Below are 19,242 nucleotides of genomic sequence, written 5' to 3'. Positions count from 1 at the left end.
TCGTGGTCAAGGTGAAGGACACGCCCCCTGCCGAGCTGTTGCGGTGCGCTAGCCGGCCCGAGGGCCTGCCCGAAGATCCGGCACTGATCGCGCAGATCCCAACGCGGATCCGCGCCGGAATCATCCGGCTCGCACGATCCTTTGCCGCCAACGCCGATCACCTCGATCGTCTCATCAACTGGAACACGCCAGCCGCGTGCCCGTCGCCCAAGGGATAAGACATGGCCGGTACACGCTACGTCATCACCGAATACGCCGACCTCGGTTCACCTCGAGCGCCGGTGTCGTCGCAGATCCGCCCAGTTGCGAAACTGGCGATGGTTTTTGCGACGGCAACCGGTGTCGTTTTCACCCTATCCCGTCTGCTCGGTAGCGCCAGCCAGCTCGCACTTGTCAACGGCACGAATGCAAACCTGACACTCGACGCCGCATCGGGAGCGATCAGCGCTACCGCGGCGCTGGGCGACGGCGTCACACAAAGGGCGATGATCAGGGAAAACGATGGCGAGGTCGCTATCGAGTATCCCGTCACGCTCATCGGCACAGCTTCCGCCGTCGTGCCGGTTCCGATGCCGACCGTCTCGATCTCGGCCGCGCAGAGTAAGAGCGAAGGCAACAGCGGCGCGACGAGCTATATCTACACGGTAACTCGATCCGCGTCGGTTGGCGCCATCGGAGTGCCTTGGCAATTCGCGGCGGGGACTACCTCGGCGGACGATTTCGCCGGTGGAGTCTATCCGGCTGGCGGCACGGTTGCGTTCCCCGATGGTGCCGCAACGGGCAGTTTCACGGTCAGTGTCAGCGGGGATACGACGGTGGAGTCAGACGAGACGTTCACCGTCTCGCTCACCGCCCCGGCCGGATACGGCAACGGTGCCGCCATGAGCGCGATCGGCACGATCCTCAATGACGATACGGCCACCCCAACGCCGACGCCCACGCTGGCGTTGGCTTTCAGCAATCTCGAACCGCTCCAGTTTTCGGACGGTGCCTATTTGGAGTTGGCAGCATGACCATTCTTTCGCAGATGAACGACACACAAAAGCTGGAGCTGGCGGCAGCTAACTCGGCAGCCTCGGTCGTGCCGGTGCAGGTCGCGTCGGCGCTCGTCGGTTCGCTCGGCAACGGCCCGGGGACGATGGTTCCCAACGCAGCCGGCATGGATTCGGCGCGTCTGGAATTCGGCCTCGCTTGGCTGTTCCGCTGGCTCAATGGCTTGAAGGCGGGCACGGCGATGACGGTCGGTATGATCGGCGACAGCAACACCGAAAGCTATCGCGGCCCTATCCTGCAGGCGTTGCTTGCGCAGCTGCCAAACGTCACGGTCGTGAATTACGGGGTCGGCAACACTACTCTGAAGCAGTTCGTCAACAAGACCGGACCCTATGCATCGAATAGCAAGGCCCTCGATGCCGTGATCGCAGCCGGCCATGATCTCATTATCAGCAACTGGGACGGCACGAACACGCCCGCGATCGACGCTGGCGGTTCGCCGCAGTCCTTCGCGGCGGATCTAGATGCGATGATGACTGCGATCCGCGGCTCTGCTAACGGATCGCCGGGGCGTTGCGCCGTCGTGCTGTGCACGTCCTCGGCGCAGGCGGACGGCACCGTCAACGCCGGCACGACGTGGAAGCGCGACATGCTGTTCAAGGCATATTCCCGCCCGATCGTCGCCGCAGCAGCCAAGGCATACGGCTGCGCGTTCTTCGACCTCGGCGCGCGGCTTCCCGAGGCGACCGTCGATTTCGCGGCCGGTAGTGTCGGGGTGAACACATGGCTCACGGACAATCGTCTCCACCCCATCAACGCGCACAACGACATTCTCGCGCAAATCTTGTTCGAGTACCTCGTTCCGTCGGTCTACCGAAATGCGAGCGTCCGTCGCGATGTCACGCCGGGCACCAGCGGCTTTACGCAGCCCGGATCGGTCGCGCCGGGTAACCTCGAAAATATGTCGACGAAGCGTATTGCGAGCCACGTCTACCTCGAGGGGCGGCTAAACCATGCGGGATTGTCGATCGCACAGGGCCAGTTCCTCTTTGCCATCAACTCGACGCATCGGCCCCGCATTCAGGTCTGGAACGCGACGATCCAGCTTTTCGACGGGGCCAACCAGCCGATGACGCCGCTGCGCGTCAACATTCAGGCGGACGGCCAGGTGCTCGCTGCCGAAGCTTTCTCGACGTTCAGCGTGAAGAGCGTTCGGATGCGCGCCGATTGGGAATGTGTCGGATACTAACCGTCAGACGTGCCGCCCCGACCAGCAATTCGTACATTCTGTCTGGTCGGGTAGCGCCGTCTCACCGCAGAAATGACACATTCCGCCATCTCCAAAATGCGTTCGAGCGTGCTGCGCAAGCGGAGGTAGGGGGTCGATCTGCCGGAGTAGCTTTAGTGCCGATCGCCAAATTGCCGCCAACCAATTGAACACTGCTTCGCCCCCGCGATTACTGCGCGTTTCAGCGCCGTCTGACTCGCCTTCGCAAGCCACAACCGGGTTTGCAACAATGAACGCAATGACGTCGGTCAAGAGGATTGCGCCGTGAAGAAGCCGGACAGTTTGAAGAAAATGTTGCAGCGGTTCGTCCCGACACTCGCGGTCGATCCAGCGAAATTATCTTTGTTCGTCGACAAAGGGCGGATTGCTGCGCGGGCAGGCGGAACACTGTCGCTTGAGTACCGGTACACGTTGAACATCGTCGTGGAAGACTATGCCGGCGCGGTTGACGATCTGATGGTACCGCTCCTTGCATGGCTTGCTGAGCATCAACCCGACCGGCTCGAGGGGACCGACCCCGAGCCTTTCACGTTCGAATCCGAACTGCTCGACGCCGATAGCGCCGACGTCTCGATCAGCATCGAACTGACCGAGGCGGTCCGCGTCACCCCAAAAGAGGGTGGCGGGTTCGATGCGGACCACCTCGAAGAGCCGCGTGACCTCGACGAGTTTCCCGGCGTGTGCTGCGTGAGCCTGTGGCAGCTGTTCATGCGAGATCAGCTGGTCGCGCAGACGTCTGACCCCGCGTTCGTGCCCAACGCATGACCGACGATCTCGCCAAGATCGAGCAGCTCGCCGGTGCGCTGTTGCGTCGCGTCGGTTCAGGCGAGCGTCGCAAAATCCTGCGCTTGATGGCGCGGACGCTTCAGCGCAGCCAATCGGCGCGTATCGCTCGGCAGCAGGATCCTGACGGGCAGCCCTATGCGGCGCGCAAGGCGCAGCCCACCGGGCGGCTGCGCCGAAAGGGCACGATCAAGCGCAAAGCGATGTTCCGCAAACTCCGCAACGCCTCGAATTTGCAGGCCGGATCGACGGACATAGAGGCGTGGGTCGGCTTTAGCGGGCGAGCTGCGCAGATCGCGCGCGTACACCAAGAGGGGCTTGAAGACGCCCCCTCCAAAGGTCGCACGCCGGTACGATATGCCAAACGCATCCTGCTCGGTGACACTGAAGCAGAACGGCAGGCATTGTTAGATATCCTCTTTCAGAATGTCGCCGCTGACGCGCCTTGACGCTTACGCCCATCTCCAGACGTTCATGCCGGCGATCCGGGTTCCCGATATAAGCCATTCGTTCATTTGACTCGGCAAATGGAGTAAACCCTCATCCATCAGCAAGGTCCTCAAGAGAAGGTTTCGGCAACCACTATTAGGTAGGGGTCGCTCATGAGCGCCGAAAACCGCACCGTGACACTGAGGGCAAGCAGGCTGAAGATTCTGCCGCAAGCGATTGTGCTTGCAGCATTTTTGCTTCCATTCTTGCTCCTAGCTATTATTTCCGGTTACGCCCTGGCCGGTAAACATCACGTAGAACTAGCCGATATTGCTATTTTTGCGATTATGGTAGCTATACCGCTCATCTTCACGTGCCTTTTAGTGCGCACGCTTCGTCGGTTAGCTGATCCTGATTTGCTCAGCGTGGCTATAGACGGGGTGGAACTGACCGTGAATGGCACGAGGCTTTACCATTCTTGGTCCGCCTTGGGAAAACCCGTATTGCAACTTTTGAATAGTAAAAGTGCGGCGCGCTCGATAGTCTTACCTCAACACAGTGGCGGCAAGCTAGTCATATTGGCCGAGGACTATGAGTGTGATCCCCGTGATATACTGATAATCTTAGAACAAGCTAAGGCCGGGTTTTTAACAGAATCGGTCAGAAAGCCCTCGAACGCACTATATGCGTTTTTAGCAATTCCGGCTTCGTGCATCACGCTTAGCGCTTCCATTATCGGCGTGATGTGGATCGCTTTGAGATAACCAATCAATCCGGACGTAGTTATCCAACCCATGGTGCCGGAAGCGGCCGGTCCGCTTTCCTGCCCATATCGGCCATTCCGCTTACGCCCGGTTCTTGCAGACGTCCTTGGCAGCATGTGGCATCTCGGACTAGGCATAGATGAAGCGGGGGCGGTCAGTCATCACCAACTCACCTCTGCTGGCTGCATCCATGCCAGCACCCAAGCGTACCTGCCATTAGATAACCGTATCCGAAGCAGTCATAATATGCGGGGAGACGAATGTTGGAAGCAGATCGCGAGTTCGAATTCGAGTTCGAAGACAATGGTGTGCCAGGGGTGATCTTGCCGAAGCGAACGATCGTTCGCGGAATTATGTCCGTTAGTGCAGAGAAGCGTTTTCTCTCTCAAGTCAGACGCTTAAACGAGACACAGAAAAATGACATTATAAAAAAAGCGTTTGAGCGCCGCTTCAGGATCAATGGCGCGTTTGCGGGAAGAATCGAGCTTCGCCCGTCCGACATAAGCGCAGCGTTGTGCGCCACCAACGTCATGCCGCCACCTGTATGAACCATTCGAGGGGTACGTTCGCGGTGGCATGCCGGGTGACCGCCGACAAGGGCGAGCGCAATAGTTGCTCATTTACTGCGTATCCTGCCATTCCGATCTGCTAAATTCTAGCCGACTGGGGCGAGTGCAGTTGCGAGACGAACGCTGCAGCGGCAACCGTTCGCGGCCCACCGGTTTCCAAGCAGGCATGTGCTCTAAGCTGGTTTCCCCGATTGCAGGCTCTTCTCGGTTCTGCTCTGCATGCGGCCGCAATTGCTCTCTGTTAGGTGCTTAATATGCTTCAGTTTAGTACCGCGCGCGGCTCTGCAGAATAGCAGGCCTTCGCTCATACCGTTGCGACGACGGAACAACCTGTTCTTCCGGGTGTTTTCCGGACAGTAACAGGGAGAGTAAAATGTCAGATTACCGCACCACCGATACCGTCGTCGTGAAACGCCGCGGCCCGGGTACGACGATCGCCATCGTCTTGCTCATCATCGTCGTGATGGTCGGCCTGCTGTTCGCCACCGGCTTCTGGAGTGCCAACGTGACCAAGAGTGGCGCGCTTCCCGAAGTCTCGGTCAAGGGCGGGGCATTGCCAAAGGTCGACATGGACTCGAAGGAAGTCGTCGTCGGAACATCGAAGACCAAGGTCGAAGTCCCTAAGGTCAAGACCGAGACAGAAACCGTCGACGTCCCCACGATCGGCGTGAAGGACAACGGCGAGAAGTAAATCGCGCCTCGCATAATGGAAAAGGCCTCTGCCTGTTGGCGGAGGCCTTTTTCGTGAGAGCCTGAATTTGATCACTATAGCCTGGCGCCGCTTTACTTAGGGCGAATGGCGGGTGGGGCATGGCGCTTTTCGCCCAAGAGCGGACCTAGCGTCTTCCAGCCACAGTCACTTTGCCGTCGAACGGTCGGCTAAGGCCGATGGCACGCAGAAGGCCTGCTTACCGACAGCGGCTGCCATGGGGACCCACCGATAATCGACGACGCCACCATGCTTGGCACAATCAGGTCCGGTGCTCAGGTCGTAGTGGATGATGCGGGTGGTGTAGGCCGGGCAAACGTCGCCGCAGCGGTATACAGCCAGCACCGGAACCCGATTGTGAGTTCCAAGGACCTCGCGCCGTCCGATCTTCTTCGCCTTATCGAAGGGCCTCTTCGACAGCCGGAGCAAGTCCTGGTCAGACAGGATCGGCGGAGCGGTAGCCAATAGCAGGGTGGCGATGATGAGCACTTGCGTATTCCCTACAGGATCAAAACCCAAGCTGGGGGAAAAGCGGACGGACAGCAATCCTCTCCCCACCGGCCATCCCGGCGGCAATCTGGAAGATCTACATTAACCTTAGTTAGTCTGCCGTGGGTATGGTAGGTTTACTCTGACGGACGGAAAGAGGCTCTAATATGGCGCCGCACCCGGTTTCGATCACATTTCAGAGGGTGCAATGCCTAGGCCAAACCTCAATCCAGTCAAGCAGTTGATCGACCAACTTGCTCTTCACGATTTGATCTCAGCAGAAGACCGTGTTGCCTTCTACGAACTACCCTACTCCTCCCGTCAATTTGAGGCCGGAACTTACCTGCTTCGTGATGGTGAAATTACTAGTCATTGCGCAATTCTGGTTTCGGGTATTGCCTATCGGCATAAGGTCACCTCCGATGGATCTCGACAGATAGTCTCTATTTGCCTACCGGGGGAGGTAATAAATCTTCAGCAGCTCTATCTAGATGAAGCTGATAATAATGTTCAGGCCCTGAACCAATGTCAGATTTCCTTCATATCCCACGCTGCGTTGCGTCGTCTAGTCAATCAACGTCCATCGATTGCACGCGCATTCTTTGCATCCACTCTAGTTGAATTGTCCATGTCTCGCGAATGGATGTTGAGTATCGGTCGTCGCGACGCGCGTGCACGGGTCGCGCATTTTCTGTGCGAAATTGCGTTGAGGCTAAACATTGATGGCGTGCCTGATGGGACGAGCTACGAACTGCCGATGACGCAAGAGCAATTAGGAGATGCACTTGGTTTAACCGCGGTTCATATCAATAGGATGATCATGGGTCTTGTTAAAGATAATTTAATTACCCGCCGCAAGCACGGTATCACTATTCCAAGCTGGGAACGTTTAGTCCAAGCGGCCGGCTTCAACAGCCGCTATCTGAAATTGAATGGATAAGTAACGCTGCGCATACGAATGCTTCGTCATTTCGGTCCTATCGCCGTAACACGCACATAGGCGACTAACAGCGACCGACCCATTGGCTGGCGATGTCGCCGATGCACTTCGAGCCAAGACATACGTAAGCCAGTGATCACGTCCTCTTCTCGAAAGCGGACCGTCCGCTTTCCTTCCCATTCCCGCCATTCTGCATACGCCCGATTGCGGACATTGAGCAGCGCTCTTGTGGCGAATAACGGATTGCGGCATCTGTCTGCCTCCTATGCGCATGAAGCCGTCATTCCTCGCTTTCGCCATTGTTCTGATAATTGTGACGATCGGTAGTCGCGCAATACCGATGCGGGCTACCATTGATCATCCGGCGGTGTTTGGCGTGCTGTCGATACTGGCGCTCGGCTCCAGCGTAGCGATCTATCGAGTCTATCGTGCGGAAACTCGTCGCATCGGCGACAAATCGCGGAAGTTTCCGCTGATGATGGGCTTCATTACCTGTGTCTTGCTCATACAGCTATCGATGCGGGTCAGTCAGCTATGACGTGGCAGAAAACCATGGTGGAGCAGGGCGTTAAATTGAAGAGGCAACTGTATCAAACCAGCGCCTGCTCTGAGGCCACCTTCTCGAAAGCGGACGGTCGGCTTTCCTTCCCCATTCGGCCGTCCTGCTAGCGCCAACCGGTGGACGTTCGGAAACGCTCTTGCCCGGCCTATTAGCGGGCGTCAGGATGGAGAAATGACGAGAATCAAACGGCTGCGTCAATCGCCTTCGCTCGCGATATCCGTAGTAGCGTTACTAATTTCCGCACCCGCGCAGGCGGCGCCCCAACAGGCCAAGTCGGCGGCTGGGGACATAGTCGTGATGGGTACAACAAGAGCACGAATTGACCGCACGGTAAAAAGAATGACTGGTTCTAATGGAACGCAAATTCCGCGTTGGAACTCCTCTATCTGCATTGTCGTACGAGGCGTGATGCCAGACCGAGCTCACGCTATCGCTGACACACTCGAACTGAATGCGCGAGCGGTAGGGGTGGTGGTTGAGGGCGGATCATGTTCCCCGAATGTTGAAATCATTATTTCGGGACAAGCAGACGCGCTCGCAAGTCAGTTCTTGCGTCATCAACCCAATATGTTTCGGGACATTGCCCGATACGGAAGACCGCGCTCGCGTGACCGGGCAGAACTGCTAGGTCCCCAACCGGTACGATGGACCGTGGGCACGGTCAGAGAATTGCGCTTGGGCGTCCCGTCTCGGCTTTCCCAACCAACGAGGGAAAACAAAGATCGGTTGCTAGTGATTGTCGATTTACCTCGATGTGGCGACACAACGTGGAAGCAACTCTCCGCCTACCTTACCATGGTAGTGTTAGCCAACCCCGAGCACACGAACGATGGAACTAGCGGAACGATTATGGCGCTGTTCGACGATGGCATGGCTATAGAGAAACCCAATGGTTTAACTGATCTCGACCACTTCCTGCTCAAAGCCTTGTATGTTACTGAAGAGCAGGTTCCCGCAGGTTCCCAGCGGATCGCCATGACGGACTTCATCTTACGACAACGTGACAAACCTACTCTGAGATGACGTGGTCTACCTGCTGTTTTCATTGATCAAGATGCCGTCGCTGTCGACTGTTCGCAACGCGCTATCTCTGCCCATAGCGGACGGTCCGCTTTCCTGCCCATTCCGGCCATACCGCTTTCGCTCAATAGCGCACGCGAATGTAAGAAGGTGACGGGCTCGGACCATTAGCGCCCATTGCTGCCGATGTAAGAGATGGTAAATCACTCACCAACTTATTCTGATCGCGAGGATTGCAATGGATCTCGATAAGCCAAGAAATTTGCTAAATGCGAATGAGATTGATCAAGTTATCAGTAACTTGGCTGGTGCAAAAAGGTACGGAGATCCTCGCCAGGTATGGGTCGAGGACGGACATGTATTCGTCGAGGGACATGACGGAGAGATCGTTTCAATGACCCCGGCGGTAGCGATCAAGATGGGGCGGATGCTGGGCGAGGCTGGCGCCGCTTCGCTAATCAATAATGTGATGGATGAGAGCGCTAAAAAATCGGTGTAATCGAATGCAGCTTGCCCTCCGTAAAAGCGATGGGTCTGCTTTTCTCTTCATTTCCGCCATTACGCTTCCGCCCACTTGCGGACATAGCGCAGGCTCGTAACATCCTGCGATGACCGAAACGGCAATCAGCGGTGTTCTGCTATTTTTGATTTCCGTCGCCATACTGACAGCCGGTATGGTGACGGGTAAAATGCTGTCCAATTACAGTGCGCTGGATACGAACCGCGAAACGGCTCCACTTACCTTTTGGGCGTTTGCAGCCTCGTGGACTGTGTTCGCCGCCTTGGGACTCGCGATCACGGTTAGGCACTGGAGCGGATGACCGCTATCCTTCCCATATCCGACATTAGACGCGGGTGTGAAAAGCCATATGACACCCGAGCATGATGGCGCTGCCCTGACCTAATCGACGACATGGCCCGATGGCCGAGCCGTCCACCTTCACCGCTGTCGATCTATCGCGCCTGCCAGCGCCGACGATCGTCGAGACCCTCGATTTCGATACGATCTACGGGCAGATGCTGGCGCAGTTCGTTGCGCTGGTTCCCGACTTCGACGCCACGGTCGAATCCGATCCTGCGGTCAAACTGCTGCAGGTCGCAGCCTACCGCGAGATGCTGCTGCGCGCCCGCGTGAACGATGCGGCGCGGGCAGTCATGCCGGCTTACGCCATAGGTGCGGACCTCGATAACCTCGCTGCGCTCATGGGCGTGGCTCGGCTCGTCATCAAACCGGCCAACGAACAGACCGGTGCTGTGGCGGTTCTCGAAAGCGACGAGGATTTTCGCCGTCGTCTAGTCCTGGCACCGGAGGGCTATTCGGTCGCGGGGCCGGAAGGCGCGTACATTTTCCATTCGCTGTCGGCCTCGTCGGACGTTCTTGATGCCAGCGCAACAAGTCCGGCCACCGGCGAAGTCCGTCTCACGATCCTTGCGCGCGCCGGTACCGGCATCGCCTCCGCAGAGCTGCTCGCCGCGGTTCTTGCCTACGTCTCTGCCGAAACCCGCCGCCCGCTGACCGACTATGTCACGATTCAGTCGGCGGAGATCGTCCAGTATGCGGTCGAGGCGGAGATCAGGACGTTCGCCGGCCCCGATGGCTCGATCGTCATCGCCGAAGCTCGTGCGCGCCTTGCTGCCTACATCGCCAACTCGCACCGCCTTGGTCGCGACATCACCCGCTCGGGCATCTTCGCCGCGCTCCATGTCGAGGGCGTGCAGAACGTCGTCCTGACCAGTCCTGCGGCCGACGTCGTTCTCGATCGAACGCAGGCCGGATGGTGCACAAGGGCGAACGTCGTGCATGCCGGGCTAGGCGAGTGACGTTGCTCCCACCCAACGCCACCGCGCTCGAGCGCGCGATCGAGGCTGGCATGTCACAACTGGCGGACGTGCCGGTGCCGCTGCGCACGCTCTGGAACCCCGACACGTGCCCGGTCGAACTGCTGCCCTATCTCGCATGGGCGCTTTCGATCGACACGTGGTCGAGTGAGTGGTCGGAAACGATCAAACGCGCGCGCGTGCGCCAAGCGCTACCGATCCAACGTCGCAAGGGCACCGCCTCATCGGTCCGCGACGTCGTCGAGTCCTTTGGTGGATCCGTTGCCGTCCGCGAATGGTGGCAGATGACGCCACCCGGCGATCCCCACACCTTCAATCTGTTGCTTAACATCACCGACCAAGGCGGCGCGCCCGTCGATGCCGCGTTCGTCGATGCCGTGATCGCCGAGGTCTACCGCACCAAACCGGTGCGCTCGCACTTCACCTTCAGCCAAGCGCTCAACGCCACCGCCGGCATCGTGCCCGTTGGAGCCGCGCGCCCTGCCGTTTTCGCCCGCCTCACCATGACCGCACCCGCGGCCTGACCCGGAGAGATCATGTCGATCGTTCTACGCATCACCGACGCCGGCCGCGCCGCGCTCGTCAACGCCGCCCGCGACGGCACCAACGCCGTGCGGATTGCATCCGTCGGCGTCACCCCGACCGCGATCGTCGCCGCGGCAAACACCGCCGCGCTGCCGGGCGAGGTCAAGCGGATCGAGACGATCTCGGGTGCCGGCGTTGCGGCCGATGTCATTCATCTGGTGGTGCGCGATGAGAGCGCCGATACCTACACCGTGCGCAGCCTTGCGTTGTACCTGACCGACGGCACGCTGTTCGCCTCTTATGGGCGGGCCGCGCCGATCATCGAGAAGTCGGCCGGTGCGCTGCTGCTACTCGCGATCGACGCGACGTTGCTCGACGTCGCCGCCAGCCAGATCACGTTCGGCAATGCGAACTTCCTCAACCCGCCCGCGACCACCACGACGGCCGGCGTAATCGAGTTGGCGACGGACGCCGAAGCCACCGCGCTGACCGACGCGGTCCGCGCGCTTACCCCAAAGAACATGGCGGCGATCTTCACCGCGGCGAATGTCCTGTCGCGCCTGATGTCGGTCGATGGCGCGGGTTCGGGGCTCGACGCCGACCTGCTGGACGGCCGGCAGGGCGCGGAGTTTGCCCTGTGGTCCGGCGGTAATTTCACGGCTCCGGTCGGGATCAGCCACTCGGGCGTGGCTGCGGGCTTGCGTATCTCGGACGGCTCCAACGGCTATGGGTATATTCAATTCGGTAATGCGTCCGAAGTGAATACTCCGCTCAACTGGTACATGGGCACGTCGGCCGACAGTGCGTTCAGCCTTTACCAAGGGCAATTCGGAGCGGGCACGCTGCGACTGCGCGTGACGCAGGCCACGGTTGCGTTCAACGGGGCACTGATGTGGACCGCCGCGAACGATGGCGCTGGATCAGGACTCGACGCCGACCTGCTCGACGGTCGTCACGCGACCGATTTCATCCTGCGGGCCGGCGATAACTTCACAGGGCCGGTCGGCATTCGTCACGCCGGGCTCGCTGCAGGCCTGCGCATCTCGGACGGTACCAATGGCTACGGCTATATGCAGTTCGGTGAGGCATCCGACGTCAATGTATCACTCAACTGGTACATGGGGTCATCCGCCGACAACGCCTTCAGCCTTTACCAAGGGCAGTTTGGATTCGGTCAGCTACGGTTGCGCGTCACGCCGACCACGATCGCGTTCAACGGGGCGCTGATGTGGACGAATGCGAACGATGGCGCCGGGTCGGGGCTCGACGCCGATCTGCTCGACGGTCGCCAGGGTGACGAGTTCGCGCTTCTGGCCGGGGCTGCATTTACCGGTCCGATCACGGCACCCTCTGGGTCGATCGGCAGCGTGACCGGCGACGTCACCGGCAACCTGCTCGTCGGCGTTTCCAGCGGCAGCGCGCACGTCCTCGCCAAAGGCGGCGCGGAAGGCGCGATGCATACCGGCTTTCTTGGTCCGAACGGCTATATCGGCTCCTTCAACATCGCCAATTCATCGGGCCAGAGCGAAGCCCCGTCGGCGTTCTATATCTCGAAAAACAGCGGCACCGGACGGTCGATTAATGCAGCTGGGACGATCAACGCCAGCGGCGCAGATTATGCCGAGTATATGCAGAAGGCGGACGGCTGCGGCCCGATCGCTGCCGGCGACGTGTGCGGCGTCAACGCGAATGGCGAACTGGTGACGAGCTGGTCTCAGGCGCTGAGCTTCGTCGTGAAGTCGGACCAGCCGGGCTTCGTTGGCAACGACACCTATGGCGCGCACCTCGGCGAACGCCCGATAGAGCCGACCGACGAAACCGCAGACGATTTGGCGTTCGCCTATGACGCGTATCTTGCGGAGCTGGCGGCGTTCGAAGAAGCCCTCGAGGCGGCACGCGCAAACGTCGACCGGATCGCGTTCTGCGGGCAGGTCCCGGTCACGGTCAGCGGCCCGTTTGCGGTCGGCGATTACGTCGTCGCGGGCGAGGAAAGCGGTAGGATCAAGGCCGTCGCTATCCCGTCCGCCAAGATCACGTTCGCCCAGTATCGCAAGCGTCTCGGCAAGGTCTGGGCGGTGCGTGACGGGCGCGCGTGGATCGATGTCCAGCACGGCTGACCCGCCATTCTCCCACCCTACCGAAAGGATAACCCATGAACATCACGATCGGCGAGCATGAGGCCGCTTCCCGCACCGTCTCCGCTACCTTTGCCAGCGGCGACGTCGTCCACCAGCGCAGCGTGAACGCATGCTACGACAAGTCCGGCGCGTATGATCCGGTCGCGACCGCTGCCCGCATCGACGAAGTCGGCCGCGGTGTGACGGTAAAGATCGGCCTCGGTGTTATCGCAAATGATCCGGAGCCGATCGCCGCTGACTGACCCCTTCGGGTGTGGGATCACATTCCACACCCGCCCGACCGCGCGCAGGCCAGATCACCGCGCCAATGTCCCGCGTCATGCACGCGCTCCCCGATCCCCGCCGTATTATCGGCAACATCGTCCGCATCGGCACGATCGAGTCCGTCGATCTTGCCGATGCGACGTGCCGCGTCCGCGTGGGCGAGATCGTCACCGGCGATGTCTGCTGGATCGTCCAGCGTGCCGGCAACACCCGGATCTGGTCGCCACCCACGGTCGGCGAGCAATGCCTCCTGATCTGCCCAGAGGGCGACACCGATGGCGGTGTCGCGATCCTCGGCCTGTTCTCCGACGCCATGCCCGCACCGTCGAGCGACGACATCGATCTGATCCGGTTCGGCGACGGCGCGATCGTCTCCTATGACGCGACCGCGCATTTGCTCGTCGCGCAGCTCCCTGCCGGTGGGAAGGTGCAGATCGATGCGCCGGCCGGCGTGACCATCACCGGCCCCGTCAAGATTATCGGACCAGTGACGGTCACTGGCGATGTCGACATCACCGGCAAAGCCACGGCCAGCGACGACGTGGTCGGCGGTGGCAAGAGCCTCAAGAGCCACAAGCATCTCGGCGTCCAGACGGGCGGCGGTGTCTCGGGAGCGCCGCAGTGAGGGTCAAAATCGGATCGAGCTGGCACGAAGTCAGCGCCGAACAGGCTATCATGGTCGAGTTTTCGGAAGCCGACCTCCGGAACGTCAACAATATGGCACCCGGTGCCCGGTTTTATGGTCAGTTCGATCCGGCGGATAAGCGCACCGCCGACGAGAAGATGGCATGAATGCGCGAGCCATGACCGGTATGGACGCGAGCACCGGCAAGCTGCTCGACGGCGTCGCGCACATTCGTCAGTCGATCGGCGATATCCTCTCGACGCCGATCGGCACACGCATCGGTCGGCGCGATTACGGCTCACTGCTGCCCGAGTTGGTCGACCAGCCGATGAACGCGCTCGGTCGCATGCGCCTGATGGCGGCGACCGCGCTGGCGATCCAGCGCTGGGAACCGCGCGTCAAACTTTTGGCCGTGGCGATTCAGCAGACCGGCCCCGCCGCGTTCGCCGCGGTCCTCGATTGCCAGCGCACCGACGTCACCGGTTCGAACGCCCGCACCCGTCTCACCGTCCCGCTGCCGAGCAGCAGCATCACTGTTTACGCCTGAAGGAGCCACCATGCACGGCATCACCATCACCGAACTGACCGAGGGCGCACGTTCGCTCGTCCTGACCGCAACCGCGGTAATCGGGCTGGTTGCGACCGCGACCGCGCCCGCCGGTGCGGCGACGGAAGCGCTCGATGCGGCGTTCCCGCTCAACCGCCCCGTCCTCGTCGTCGACCTCGAGGCGGCGATCGGCGTCGCCGGCACGACGGGCACGCTGGCCTCGTCGCTCCGCGCCATTGCCGATCAGGCGAAAGCCCCGGTCGTCGTTGTACGCGTCGCGGCTGGCGCTGACGCTGCGACGACCAGCGCGAACGTCATCGGCACCACGGTGAACGGTTCGAAGACGGGCATGCAGGCGCTGCTCGCGGCCGAATCGCAGCTCGGTATGAAACCGCGGATCCTCGGCGCGCCGGGCCTCGATACGCAGGCGGTCACCACCGCACTGGTCGTCATCGCGCAGAAGCTGCGCGGGTTCGTCTATGCCGCGGCGATCGGCGCGGATATCACCGCGGCAATCGCATACCGGGCGAACTTCGGCGCGCGCGAGCTGATGCTGATCCATCCCGACTTTATCGCCTTCGACACTCGGGTCGCCGCCAACGCGACCAGCTACGCCGTCGCACGCGCACTCGGCCTTCGCGCCCGCATCGATCAGGAGCAGGGTTTCCACAAATCGCTGTCCAACGTGACGGTCGAGGGCGTCGTCGGTCTCACCAAGGACATCCAGTTCGACGTTCAGGACGCGAACAGCGACGCCGCGCGCCTCAACGACAAGCAGGTCACCGCGCTCATCCGTGCCGGCGGTGGCTTCCGTTTTTGGGGCAACCGGAGTTGCATCGAGCCGACGTCGCCGTTCAGCTTCGAGACCGCCACGCGCACCGCGCAGGTCCTGCTCGACACGATCGGCGCGGGCATGATGTGGGCGATCGATAAGCCGCTGCGGCCGAGCCTCGCCAAGGACATCGTCGAGACGATCAACATCTCGATCGCCGGCATGGTCACCGCCGGGCAGCTCATTGGCGGCAAGGCGTGGTTCGTCGCGGACAAGAACCCGCCGTCCAGTCTCGCCCAGGGCAAGCTGTCGATCGACTATAATTTCACGCCGGTCCCGCCGCTCGAAAACCTGCTGCTCACCCAGCGGATCACCGACACGTATCTCGCTGACTTCACCGTCGCCTGATCGCCCCCGCTTCCCAGATCCGAACTTAGGAGCCGACCATGGCACTACCCCGCAAACTGAAGAACATGAACCTGTTCAACGAAGGCCGGAGCTACCTTGCCGAGGTTCCCTCGGTCACGCTTCCCAAGCTGACCCGCAAGCTCGAGGAGTATCGCGGCGGTGGCATGGACGGCACCGTCAAGCTCGACATGGGCGCGGAGGCGATGGAGATGGAGTTCACCGCCGGTGGTCCGCTGCGCGACGTGCTGCTGCAGACCACTGCCTCGACGATCGGCGGGATCTTCCTGCGCTTTGCCGGCCAGTATCAGAACGATTCGGCAGGCACTTCCGATGCCGTCGAGGTGACCGTGCGCGGTCGTCACGAAGAGATCGACATGGGCGAGCAGAAGATCGGCGAGGGCGGCGAGTTCAAGGCCAAGATGGCGCTCGTCTACTACCGCCTCGAGTGGAACGGCGAGGTGCTGATCGAGATCGACGTCCTCAACATGATCCACATCGTCGGGGGCGTCGATCGTCTCGCGGAGATGCGCGACATCATCCTGTGAGGACGCCCCGGCGTCAGCGCCGGCTTCATGACCATCCCCGCCTCAATCCACGGAATTTTGCATGACCGACACCAAGACCGAACTCGCCACCGTCAATCTCGACTTCCCGTTCACCCGCGGCGATCAGACGATCGACAAGGTTCAGGTCCGCCGCCCGCGCTCGGGCGAGCTGCGCGGCCTCAACATTGCCGATCTGGTGCAGATGAATGTCGCCGCGACCGCCAAGCTGCTGCCGCGCATCACCATGCCGCCCCTGACCGACACCGAGATCAACAATCTCGATCCCGCCGACCTGACCCAGTTCGGCATGGAAATTCAGGATTTTTTGTTGCCGAAAGCAGCGAAGGAACAGGGCTCCCAGGACTAGTCGACGACGCGATGGCGGATCTCGCGATCGTCTTCCATTGGCCCCCCGCCGCCATGGACGACATGACGATCGCCGACCTGATGCGCTGGCGCGCGCGTGCGGCCGAGCGGCACAACCCGGAAAGCTGACGCCATGGACCGCAATCTCCGGATCCGCATGCTGCTCGAGGCGAGCGACAAGGTCACCAAGCCCTTGCGCGATATCGTTGGCGGATCTGCCAAGGCGGCAGCGGCGCTGAAGATCACGCGGCAGGGCCTGAAGGATCTGAGCGCACAGGCACGCGCGATCGGCGAGTTCAAGCTGGGCCAAGCCAAGGGCGGCGAAATGTTCGGGCAGATCGACGATGCCCGTCGCCATATCCGGGGCTTACGCGACGAGATCGCGCGGACCGAAACGCCGACCAAGCGCATGATGAACGCACTCGCGGCGGCCGAGGCGAAGGAGCGCAAGCTCGTCGGCGCAAGCGAGGAACACAGCGCCCAGCTCGTGAAGATGCGGTCGGCGCTGACGTCGGCCGGCGTCGATGTGCAGAACCTCGGCGCGCACGAACAGCGCCTGCGCGACAACATTGCCGCAACGACCGTGACGATGGGCCAGCAGCGTGCCGAGTTCGATCGCCTCGACGAGCGCCAGACCCGCTTTGCGAGGGCGCGCGCCGGGTTCGCGCGGACGCAGAACATGGCGACCGGCATCGCTGCGGGCGGCGCGGCTGGCATTGCCACTGGTCGGACGCTCGCACGTCCGATCATGGGCGCGGTCGAGGACGCGCAAGCATACCAGTCAGTCATGACCGATATCGCCCAGAAGGCGGATCTCGGGCGCGATCGTGCTGACCGCATGGGGCGCAACCTGCTCGCGGCTGCACGCGCCGCAAACCAGATGCCGGACGAACTGCAAAAGGGCGTCGACACGCTGGCAGGCTTCGGCCTCGATCCGACCAAGGCGGTCGCGATGATGAAGCCGATCGGGCGCGCCGCGACCGCGTACAAGGCCGAGATCGCCGATCTGTCCGCCGCAGCGTTTGCCGCCAACGACAATCTGAAGGTACCGATCGAGCAGACCGGACGCGTCATCGACATCATGGCGCAGGCGGGCAAGAGCGGCGCGTTCGAGATTAAGGATATGGCGGGTGCCTTCCCGGCGCTGACTGCGGGCTATCAGGCGCTCGGCCAGACGGGGACCGGTGCGGTCGCCGATCTCGCCGCGGCGCTGCAGATCGCGCGCAAGGGTGCAGGCGATTCGTCGACCGCGGCGTCGAACGTTGCGAACATCATCCAGAAGATCGCCTCGCCAGCCACGATCAAGGCGTTTTCGAAGTTCGGCATCGATCTGCCGAACGCGCTGAAAAAGGCGTATGCCGAGGGCAAGACGCCGCTTGAGGCGATTGCCGAACTGACCAAGAAGGCGACGGGCGGCGACCTCGGCAAGATCGGCTTCCTGTTCGAGGACGCCCAGGTGCAGCAGGGTTTGCGTCCGCTGATCCAGAACATGGAGGAATATCGCCGGATCCGCGCGACCGCGGCCGGCGCGAAGGGCACGACCGACACCGACTTCGCCGAGCGCATGAAGGACTCGGCCGAGCAGACCAAGCAACTGAAGATCAACGCGCAGGTGCTATCGGTATCGCTCGGCTCGATGCTGTTGCCGGCGGTCAATGCGATCACGCAGCGTGCCTCGGCCCTTGCCAGCGGTCTGGCACGATGGACCGAACGTCACCCGGTACTGGCGAAGGCTATCGCGATCAGCGCGGCAGTCCTCGCTTTGCTATTCATCGTGCTGGGCGGCTTTGCCATCGTCATCGCCGCGATCATGGGGCCGATCGCGATCCTCAACGCCGGGTTGATCGCCATGGGCGTGGCGGGCGGAACCGCGTCGATCGGGCTGCTGCCGATCCTCGGCACCGTTCTCGCGATCGTCGCGGTGATCGCGTTGCTCGCGGGTGCCGTGTACCTGATCTACGCGAACTGGGGTCCGATCACCGCGTGGTTCAGCTCGCTATGGCAGAGGATCGTCGGCGTCGTCACCGGCGTCCTCGGTTGGTTTGGCGCTCTCCCTGCGCGCTTCGGCGAGTTCGGCCGCAACATGATCATGGGGATGATCAACGGCATCACCGGCATGCTGGGGGCACTGAAGGCGACGATCGTCGGAGCGGCATCGTCGGCCGCGAACTGGTTCAAGCAGAAACTGGGGATCCGCTCGCCTTCGCGCGTATTTGCGGGGTTCGGCGGGTTCATGATGCAGGGCCTTAGCAACGGCATCGCTGGCGGCGCGCGCGAACCGGTACGCCGGATCGACCGCCTGTCGCGCAACCTGACCGGTGCCATGTCCGCCGCTTCGCTACGCCCGCCGGCCATGATGGCCGACGAGGATGCGCCGGTGCGCCGCGTCGATCGTCTGTCGCGCCGTCTCACCGCCGCGCTCGCGATCGGCTCCGCGCTGCCGGCGCTGACCCCAGCCAACGCAGCCGCGCCCGCCGGAACCGCAGCCTATGGTCGCCCGGCCCCCGCGCCAGCGCCGATCACGATCAACGTCTACGGCGCGCCGGGGCAAAGCGAACAGGCGCTCGCCGCGGCGGTCGAGCGCGCCCTCGAGCGTGCGCAAAGCCGCCAGCGCGCCATGTCGCGATCGTCCTTCTCCGACACTCCCGATGGAGCCGACCAGTGAAC

General features: G+C 61.6%; 26 protein-coding genes. 25 read left to right on the top strand and 1 reads right to left on the bottom strand.

Annotated elements, in window-relative coordinates; all coding sequences use genetic code 11:
- Positions 1-11 precede the first annotated feature (11 nt).
- The 8 genes from O6W96_RS07240 to O6W96_RS07205 all read left to right on the top strand — a co-directional run bounded on the left by O6W96_RS07240 (position 12) and on the right by O6W96_RS07205 (position 5,517).
- A complete protein-coding gene (locus O6W96_RS07240; protein WP_353468926.1) occupies positions 12-218 on the top strand; it encodes a hypothetical protein in 207 nt (68 codons plus the stop codon).
- 3 nt (positions 219-221) lie between these two features.
- The gene (locus O6W96_RS07235; RefSeq protein WP_353468925.1) at positions 222-1,013 is read left to right on the top strand and encodes a Calx-beta domain-containing protein; all 792 of its coding nucleotides are present in this window, start codon (positions 222-224) and stop codon (positions 1,011-1,013) included.
- Entirely contained in the window at positions 1,010-2,242 is a 1,233-nt protein-coding gene (locus O6W96_RS07230) for an SGNH/GDSL hydrolase family protein (RefSeq protein ID WP_353468924.1), read from the top strand. Before O6W96_RS07235 ends, O6W96_RS07230 begins: the two co-directional genes overlap by 4 nt.
- 303 nt (positions 2,243-2,545) lie before the next feature.
- Positions 2,546-3,046 carry a phage tail protein gene (locus tag O6W96_RS07225; RefSeq protein WP_353468922.1) on the top strand — a complete coding sequence of 167 codons (501 nt, stop codon included), beginning with the start codon at positions 2,546-2,548 and terminating at the stop codon, positions 3,044-3,046.
- Positions 3,043-3,513 carry a phage virion morphogenesis protein gene (locus O6W96_RS07220; RefSeq protein WP_353468921.1) on the top strand — a complete coding sequence of 157 codons (471 nt, stop codon included), beginning with the start codon at positions 3,043-3,045 and terminating at the stop codon, positions 3,511-3,513. Before O6W96_RS07225 ends, O6W96_RS07220 begins: the two co-directional genes overlap by 4 nt.
- Positions 3,514-3,666: 153 nt before the next feature.
- Positions 3,667-4,257, top strand: coding sequence for a hypothetical protein (locus tag O6W96_RS07215; RefSeq protein ID WP_353468920.1), 591 nt, complete (start codon positions 3,667-3,669; stop codon positions 4,255-4,257).
- Positions 4,258-4,517: 260 nt separating this feature from the next.
- Complete coding sequence (locus O6W96_RS07210; RefSeq protein ID WP_353468918.1) at positions 4,518-4,805, top strand: hypothetical protein; 288 nt, start codon at positions 4,518-4,520, stop codon at positions 4,803-4,805.
- Positions 4,806-5,199: 394 nt separating this feature from the next.
- Complete coding sequence (locus O6W96_RS07205) at positions 5,200-5,517, top strand: hypothetical protein (protein ID WP_353468917.1); 318 nt, start codon at positions 5,200-5,202, stop codon at positions 5,515-5,517.
- A 165-nt stretch (positions 5,518-5,682) separates the two neighbouring features.
- Here the strand turns inward: O6W96_RS07205 and O6W96_RS07200 are convergent, their stop codons facing one another.
- Positions 5,683-6,024 (bottom strand): hypothetical protein, encoded by a 342-nt coding sequence (locus O6W96_RS07200; RefSeq protein WP_353468916.1) that lies wholly within the window; start codon positions 6,022-6,024, stop codon positions 5,683-5,685.
- A gap of 241 nt (positions 6,025-6,265) precedes the next feature.
- Between O6W96_RS07200 and O6W96_RS07195 the strand changes: the two genes are divergently transcribed.
- From O6W96_RS07195 to O6W96_RS07115, 17 genes are all read left to right on the top strand, one after another.
- Positions 6,266-6,964 carry a Crp/Fnr family transcriptional regulator gene (locus O6W96_RS07195; protein WP_353468915.1) on the top strand — a complete coding sequence of 233 codons (699 nt, stop codon included), beginning with the start codon at positions 6,266-6,268 and terminating at the stop codon, positions 6,962-6,964.
- Positions 6,965-7,229: 265 nt separating this feature from the next.
- A complete protein-coding gene (locus O6W96_RS07190; RefSeq protein WP_353468914.1) occupies positions 7,230-7,502 on the top strand; it encodes a hypothetical protein in 273 nt (90 codons plus the stop codon).
- 195 nt (positions 7,503-7,697) lie between these two features.
- Positions 7,698-8,549 carry a hypothetical protein gene (locus O6W96_RS07185; RefSeq protein WP_353468913.1) on the top strand — a complete coding sequence of 284 codons (852 nt, stop codon included), beginning with the start codon at positions 7,698-7,700 and terminating at the stop codon, positions 8,547-8,549.
- Positions 8,550-8,784: 235 nt separating this feature from the next.
- Positions 8,785-9,045, top strand: coding sequence for a hypothetical protein (locus tag O6W96_RS07180; RefSeq protein WP_353468912.1), 261 nt, complete (start codon positions 8,785-8,787; stop codon positions 9,043-9,045).
- A 109-nt stretch (positions 9,046-9,154) separates the two neighbouring features.
- A complete protein-coding gene (locus tag O6W96_RS07175; protein ID WP_353468911.1) occupies positions 9,155-9,367 on the top strand; it encodes a hypothetical protein in 213 nt (70 codons plus the stop codon).
- 100 nt (positions 9,368-9,467) lie between these two features.
- Positions 9,468-10,367: a baseplate assembly protein gene (locus O6W96_RS07170; RefSeq protein ID WP_353468910.1), complete on the top strand. Its 900-nt coding sequence runs from the start codon at positions 9,468-9,470 to the stop codon at positions 10,365-10,367.
- Entirely contained in the window at positions 10,364-10,909 is a 546-nt protein-coding gene (locus O6W96_RS07165) for a phage tail protein I (RefSeq protein ID WP_353468909.1), read from the top strand. The genes O6W96_RS07170 and O6W96_RS07165 overlap by 4 nt, the downstream gene beginning before the upstream one ends.
- 12 nt (positions 10,910-10,921) lie before the next feature.
- Positions 10,922-13,027 carry a hypothetical protein gene (locus O6W96_RS07160; RefSeq protein WP_353468908.1) on the top strand — a complete coding sequence of 702 codons (2,106 nt, stop codon included), beginning with the start codon at positions 10,922-10,924 and terminating at the stop codon, positions 13,025-13,027.
- Between the two features lie 35 nt (positions 13,028-13,062).
- Positions 13,063-13,290 carry a hypothetical protein gene (locus O6W96_RS07155; protein ID WP_353468907.1) on the top strand — a complete coding sequence of 76 codons (228 nt, stop codon included), beginning with the start codon at positions 13,063-13,065 and terminating at the stop codon, positions 13,288-13,290.
- 65 nt (positions 13,291-13,355) lie between these two features.
- Positions 13,356-13,937 (top strand): phage baseplate assembly protein V, encoded by a 582-nt coding sequence (locus O6W96_RS07150; protein ID WP_353468906.1) that lies wholly within the window; start codon positions 13,356-13,358, stop codon positions 13,935-13,937.
- Positions 13,934-14,104, top strand: coding sequence for a hypothetical protein (locus tag O6W96_RS07145; RefSeq protein ID WP_353468905.1), 171 nt, complete (start codon positions 13,934-13,936; stop codon positions 14,102-14,104). The genes O6W96_RS07150 and O6W96_RS07145 overlap by 4 nt, the downstream gene beginning before the upstream one ends.
- A gap of 11 nt (positions 14,105-14,115) precedes the next feature.
- Positions 14,116-14,484, top strand: a complete 369-nt coding sequence (locus O6W96_RS07140; protein WP_353468904.1) for a GPW/gp25 family protein — start codon at positions 14,116-14,118, stop codon at positions 14,482-14,484.
- Positions 14,485-14,494: 10 nt separating this feature from the next.
- Positions 14,495-15,664: a phage tail sheath subtilisin-like domain-containing protein gene (locus O6W96_RS07135; RefSeq protein WP_353468903.1), complete on the top strand. Its 1,170-nt coding sequence runs from the start codon at positions 14,495-14,497 to the stop codon at positions 15,662-15,664.
- A 38-nt stretch (positions 15,665-15,702) separates the two neighbouring features.
- On the top strand, positions 15,703-16,209 hold the full coding sequence (locus O6W96_RS07130; RefSeq protein ID WP_353468902.1) for a phage major tail tube protein: 507 nt from the start codon (positions 15,703-15,705) through the stop codon (positions 16,207-16,209).
- A 61-nt stretch (positions 16,210-16,270) separates the two neighbouring features.
- Entirely contained in the window at positions 16,271-16,576 is a 306-nt protein-coding gene (locus O6W96_RS07125; protein WP_353468901.1) for a phage tail assembly protein, read from the top strand.
- 11 nt (positions 16,577-16,587) lie between these two features.
- Positions 16,588-16,704, top strand: a complete 117-nt coding sequence (locus O6W96_RS07120; protein ID WP_353468900.1) for a GpE family phage tail protein — start codon at positions 16,588-16,590, stop codon at positions 16,702-16,704.
- Between the two features lie 4 nt (positions 16,705-16,708).
- On the top strand, positions 16,709-19,240 hold the full coding sequence (locus tag O6W96_RS07115) for a phage tail tape measure protein (RefSeq protein WP_353468899.1): 2,532 nt from the start codon (positions 16,709-16,711) through the stop codon (positions 19,238-19,240).
- Positions 19,241-19,242: the final 2 nt, after the last annotated feature.

It is taken from the genome of Sphingomonas faeni (genome assembly GCF_040407495.1).
Classification (GTDB): domain Bacteria; phylum Pseudomonadota; class Alphaproteobacteria; order Sphingomonadales; family Sphingomonadaceae; genus Sphingomonas; species Sphingomonas faeni_D.
This window is presented reverse-complemented; position numbering and strand designations above follow the sequence as displayed.

Coding starts and splice junctions, on each gene's coding strand:
- O6W96_RS07215 (WP_353468920.1), top strand. CDS start 3,667: ATGAGCGCCGAAAACCGCACCGTGACACTGAGGGCAAGCAGGCTGAAG.
- O6W96_RS07130 (WP_353468902.1), top strand. CDS start 15,703: ATGGCACTACCCCGCAAACTGAAGAACATGAACCTGTTCAACGAAGGC.
- O6W96_RS07210 (WP_353468918.1), top strand. CDS start 4,518: ATGTTGGAAGCAGATCGCGAGTTCGAATTCGAGTTCGAAGACAATGGT.
- O6W96_RS07155 (WP_353468907.1), top strand. CDS start 13,063: ATGAACATCACGATCGGCGAGCATGAGGCCGCTTCCCGCACCGTCTCC.
- O6W96_RS07125 (WP_353468901.1), top strand. CDS start 16,271: ATGACCGACACCAAGACCGAACTCGCCACCGTCAATCTCGACTTCCCG.
- O6W96_RS07150 (WP_353468906.1), top strand. CDS start 13,356: ATGTCCCGCGTCATGCACGCGCTCCCCGATCCCCGCCGTATTATCGGC.
- O6W96_RS07170 (WP_353468910.1), top strand. CDS start 9,468: ATGGCCGAGCCGTCCACCTTCACCGCTGTCGATCTATCGCGCCTGCCA.
- O6W96_RS07160 (WP_353468908.1), top strand. CDS start 10,922: ATGTCGATCGTTCTACGCATCACCGACGCCGGCCGCGCCGCGCTCGTC.
- O6W96_RS07120 (WP_353468900.1), top strand. CDS start 16,588: ATGGCGGATCTCGCGATCGTCTTCCATTGGCCCCCCGCCGCCATGGAC.
- O6W96_RS07140 (WP_353468904.1), top strand. CDS start 14,116: ATGACCGGTATGGACGCGAGCACCGGCAAGCTGCTCGACGGCGTCGCG.
- O6W96_RS07190 (WP_353468914.1), top strand. CDS start 7,230: ATGCGCATGAAGCCGTCATTCCTCGCTTTCGCCATTGTTCTGATAATT.
- O6W96_RS07135 (WP_353468903.1), top strand. CDS start 14,495: ATGCACGGCATCACCATCACCGAACTGACCGAGGGCGCACGTTCGCTC.
- O6W96_RS07220 (WP_353468921.1), top strand. CDS start 3,043: ATGACCGACGATCTCGCCAAGATCGAGCAGCTCGCCGGTGCGCTGTTG.
- O6W96_RS07235 (WP_353468925.1), top strand. CDS start 222: ATGGCCGGTACACGCTACGTCATCACCGAATACGCCGACCTCGGTTCA.
- O6W96_RS07185 (WP_353468913.1), top strand. CDS start 7,698: ATGACGAGAATCAAACGGCTGCGTCAATCGCCTTCGCTCGCGATATCC.
- O6W96_RS07115 (WP_353468899.1), top strand. CDS start 16,709: ATGGACCGCAATCTCCGGATCCGCATGCTGCTCGAGGCGAGCGACAAG.
- O6W96_RS07180 (WP_353468912.1), top strand. CDS start 8,785: ATGGATCTCGATAAGCCAAGAAATTTGCTAAATGCGAATGAGATTGAT.
- O6W96_RS07205 (WP_353468917.1), top strand. CDS start 5,200: ATGTCAGATTACCGCACCACCGATACCGTCGTCGTGAAACGCCGCGGC.
- O6W96_RS07230 (WP_353468924.1), top strand. CDS start 1,010: ATGACCATTCTTTCGCAGATGAACGACACACAAAAGCTGGAGCTGGCG.
- O6W96_RS07175 (WP_353468911.1), top strand. CDS start 9,155: ATGACCGAAACGGCAATCAGCGGTGTTCTGCTATTTTTGATTTCCGTC.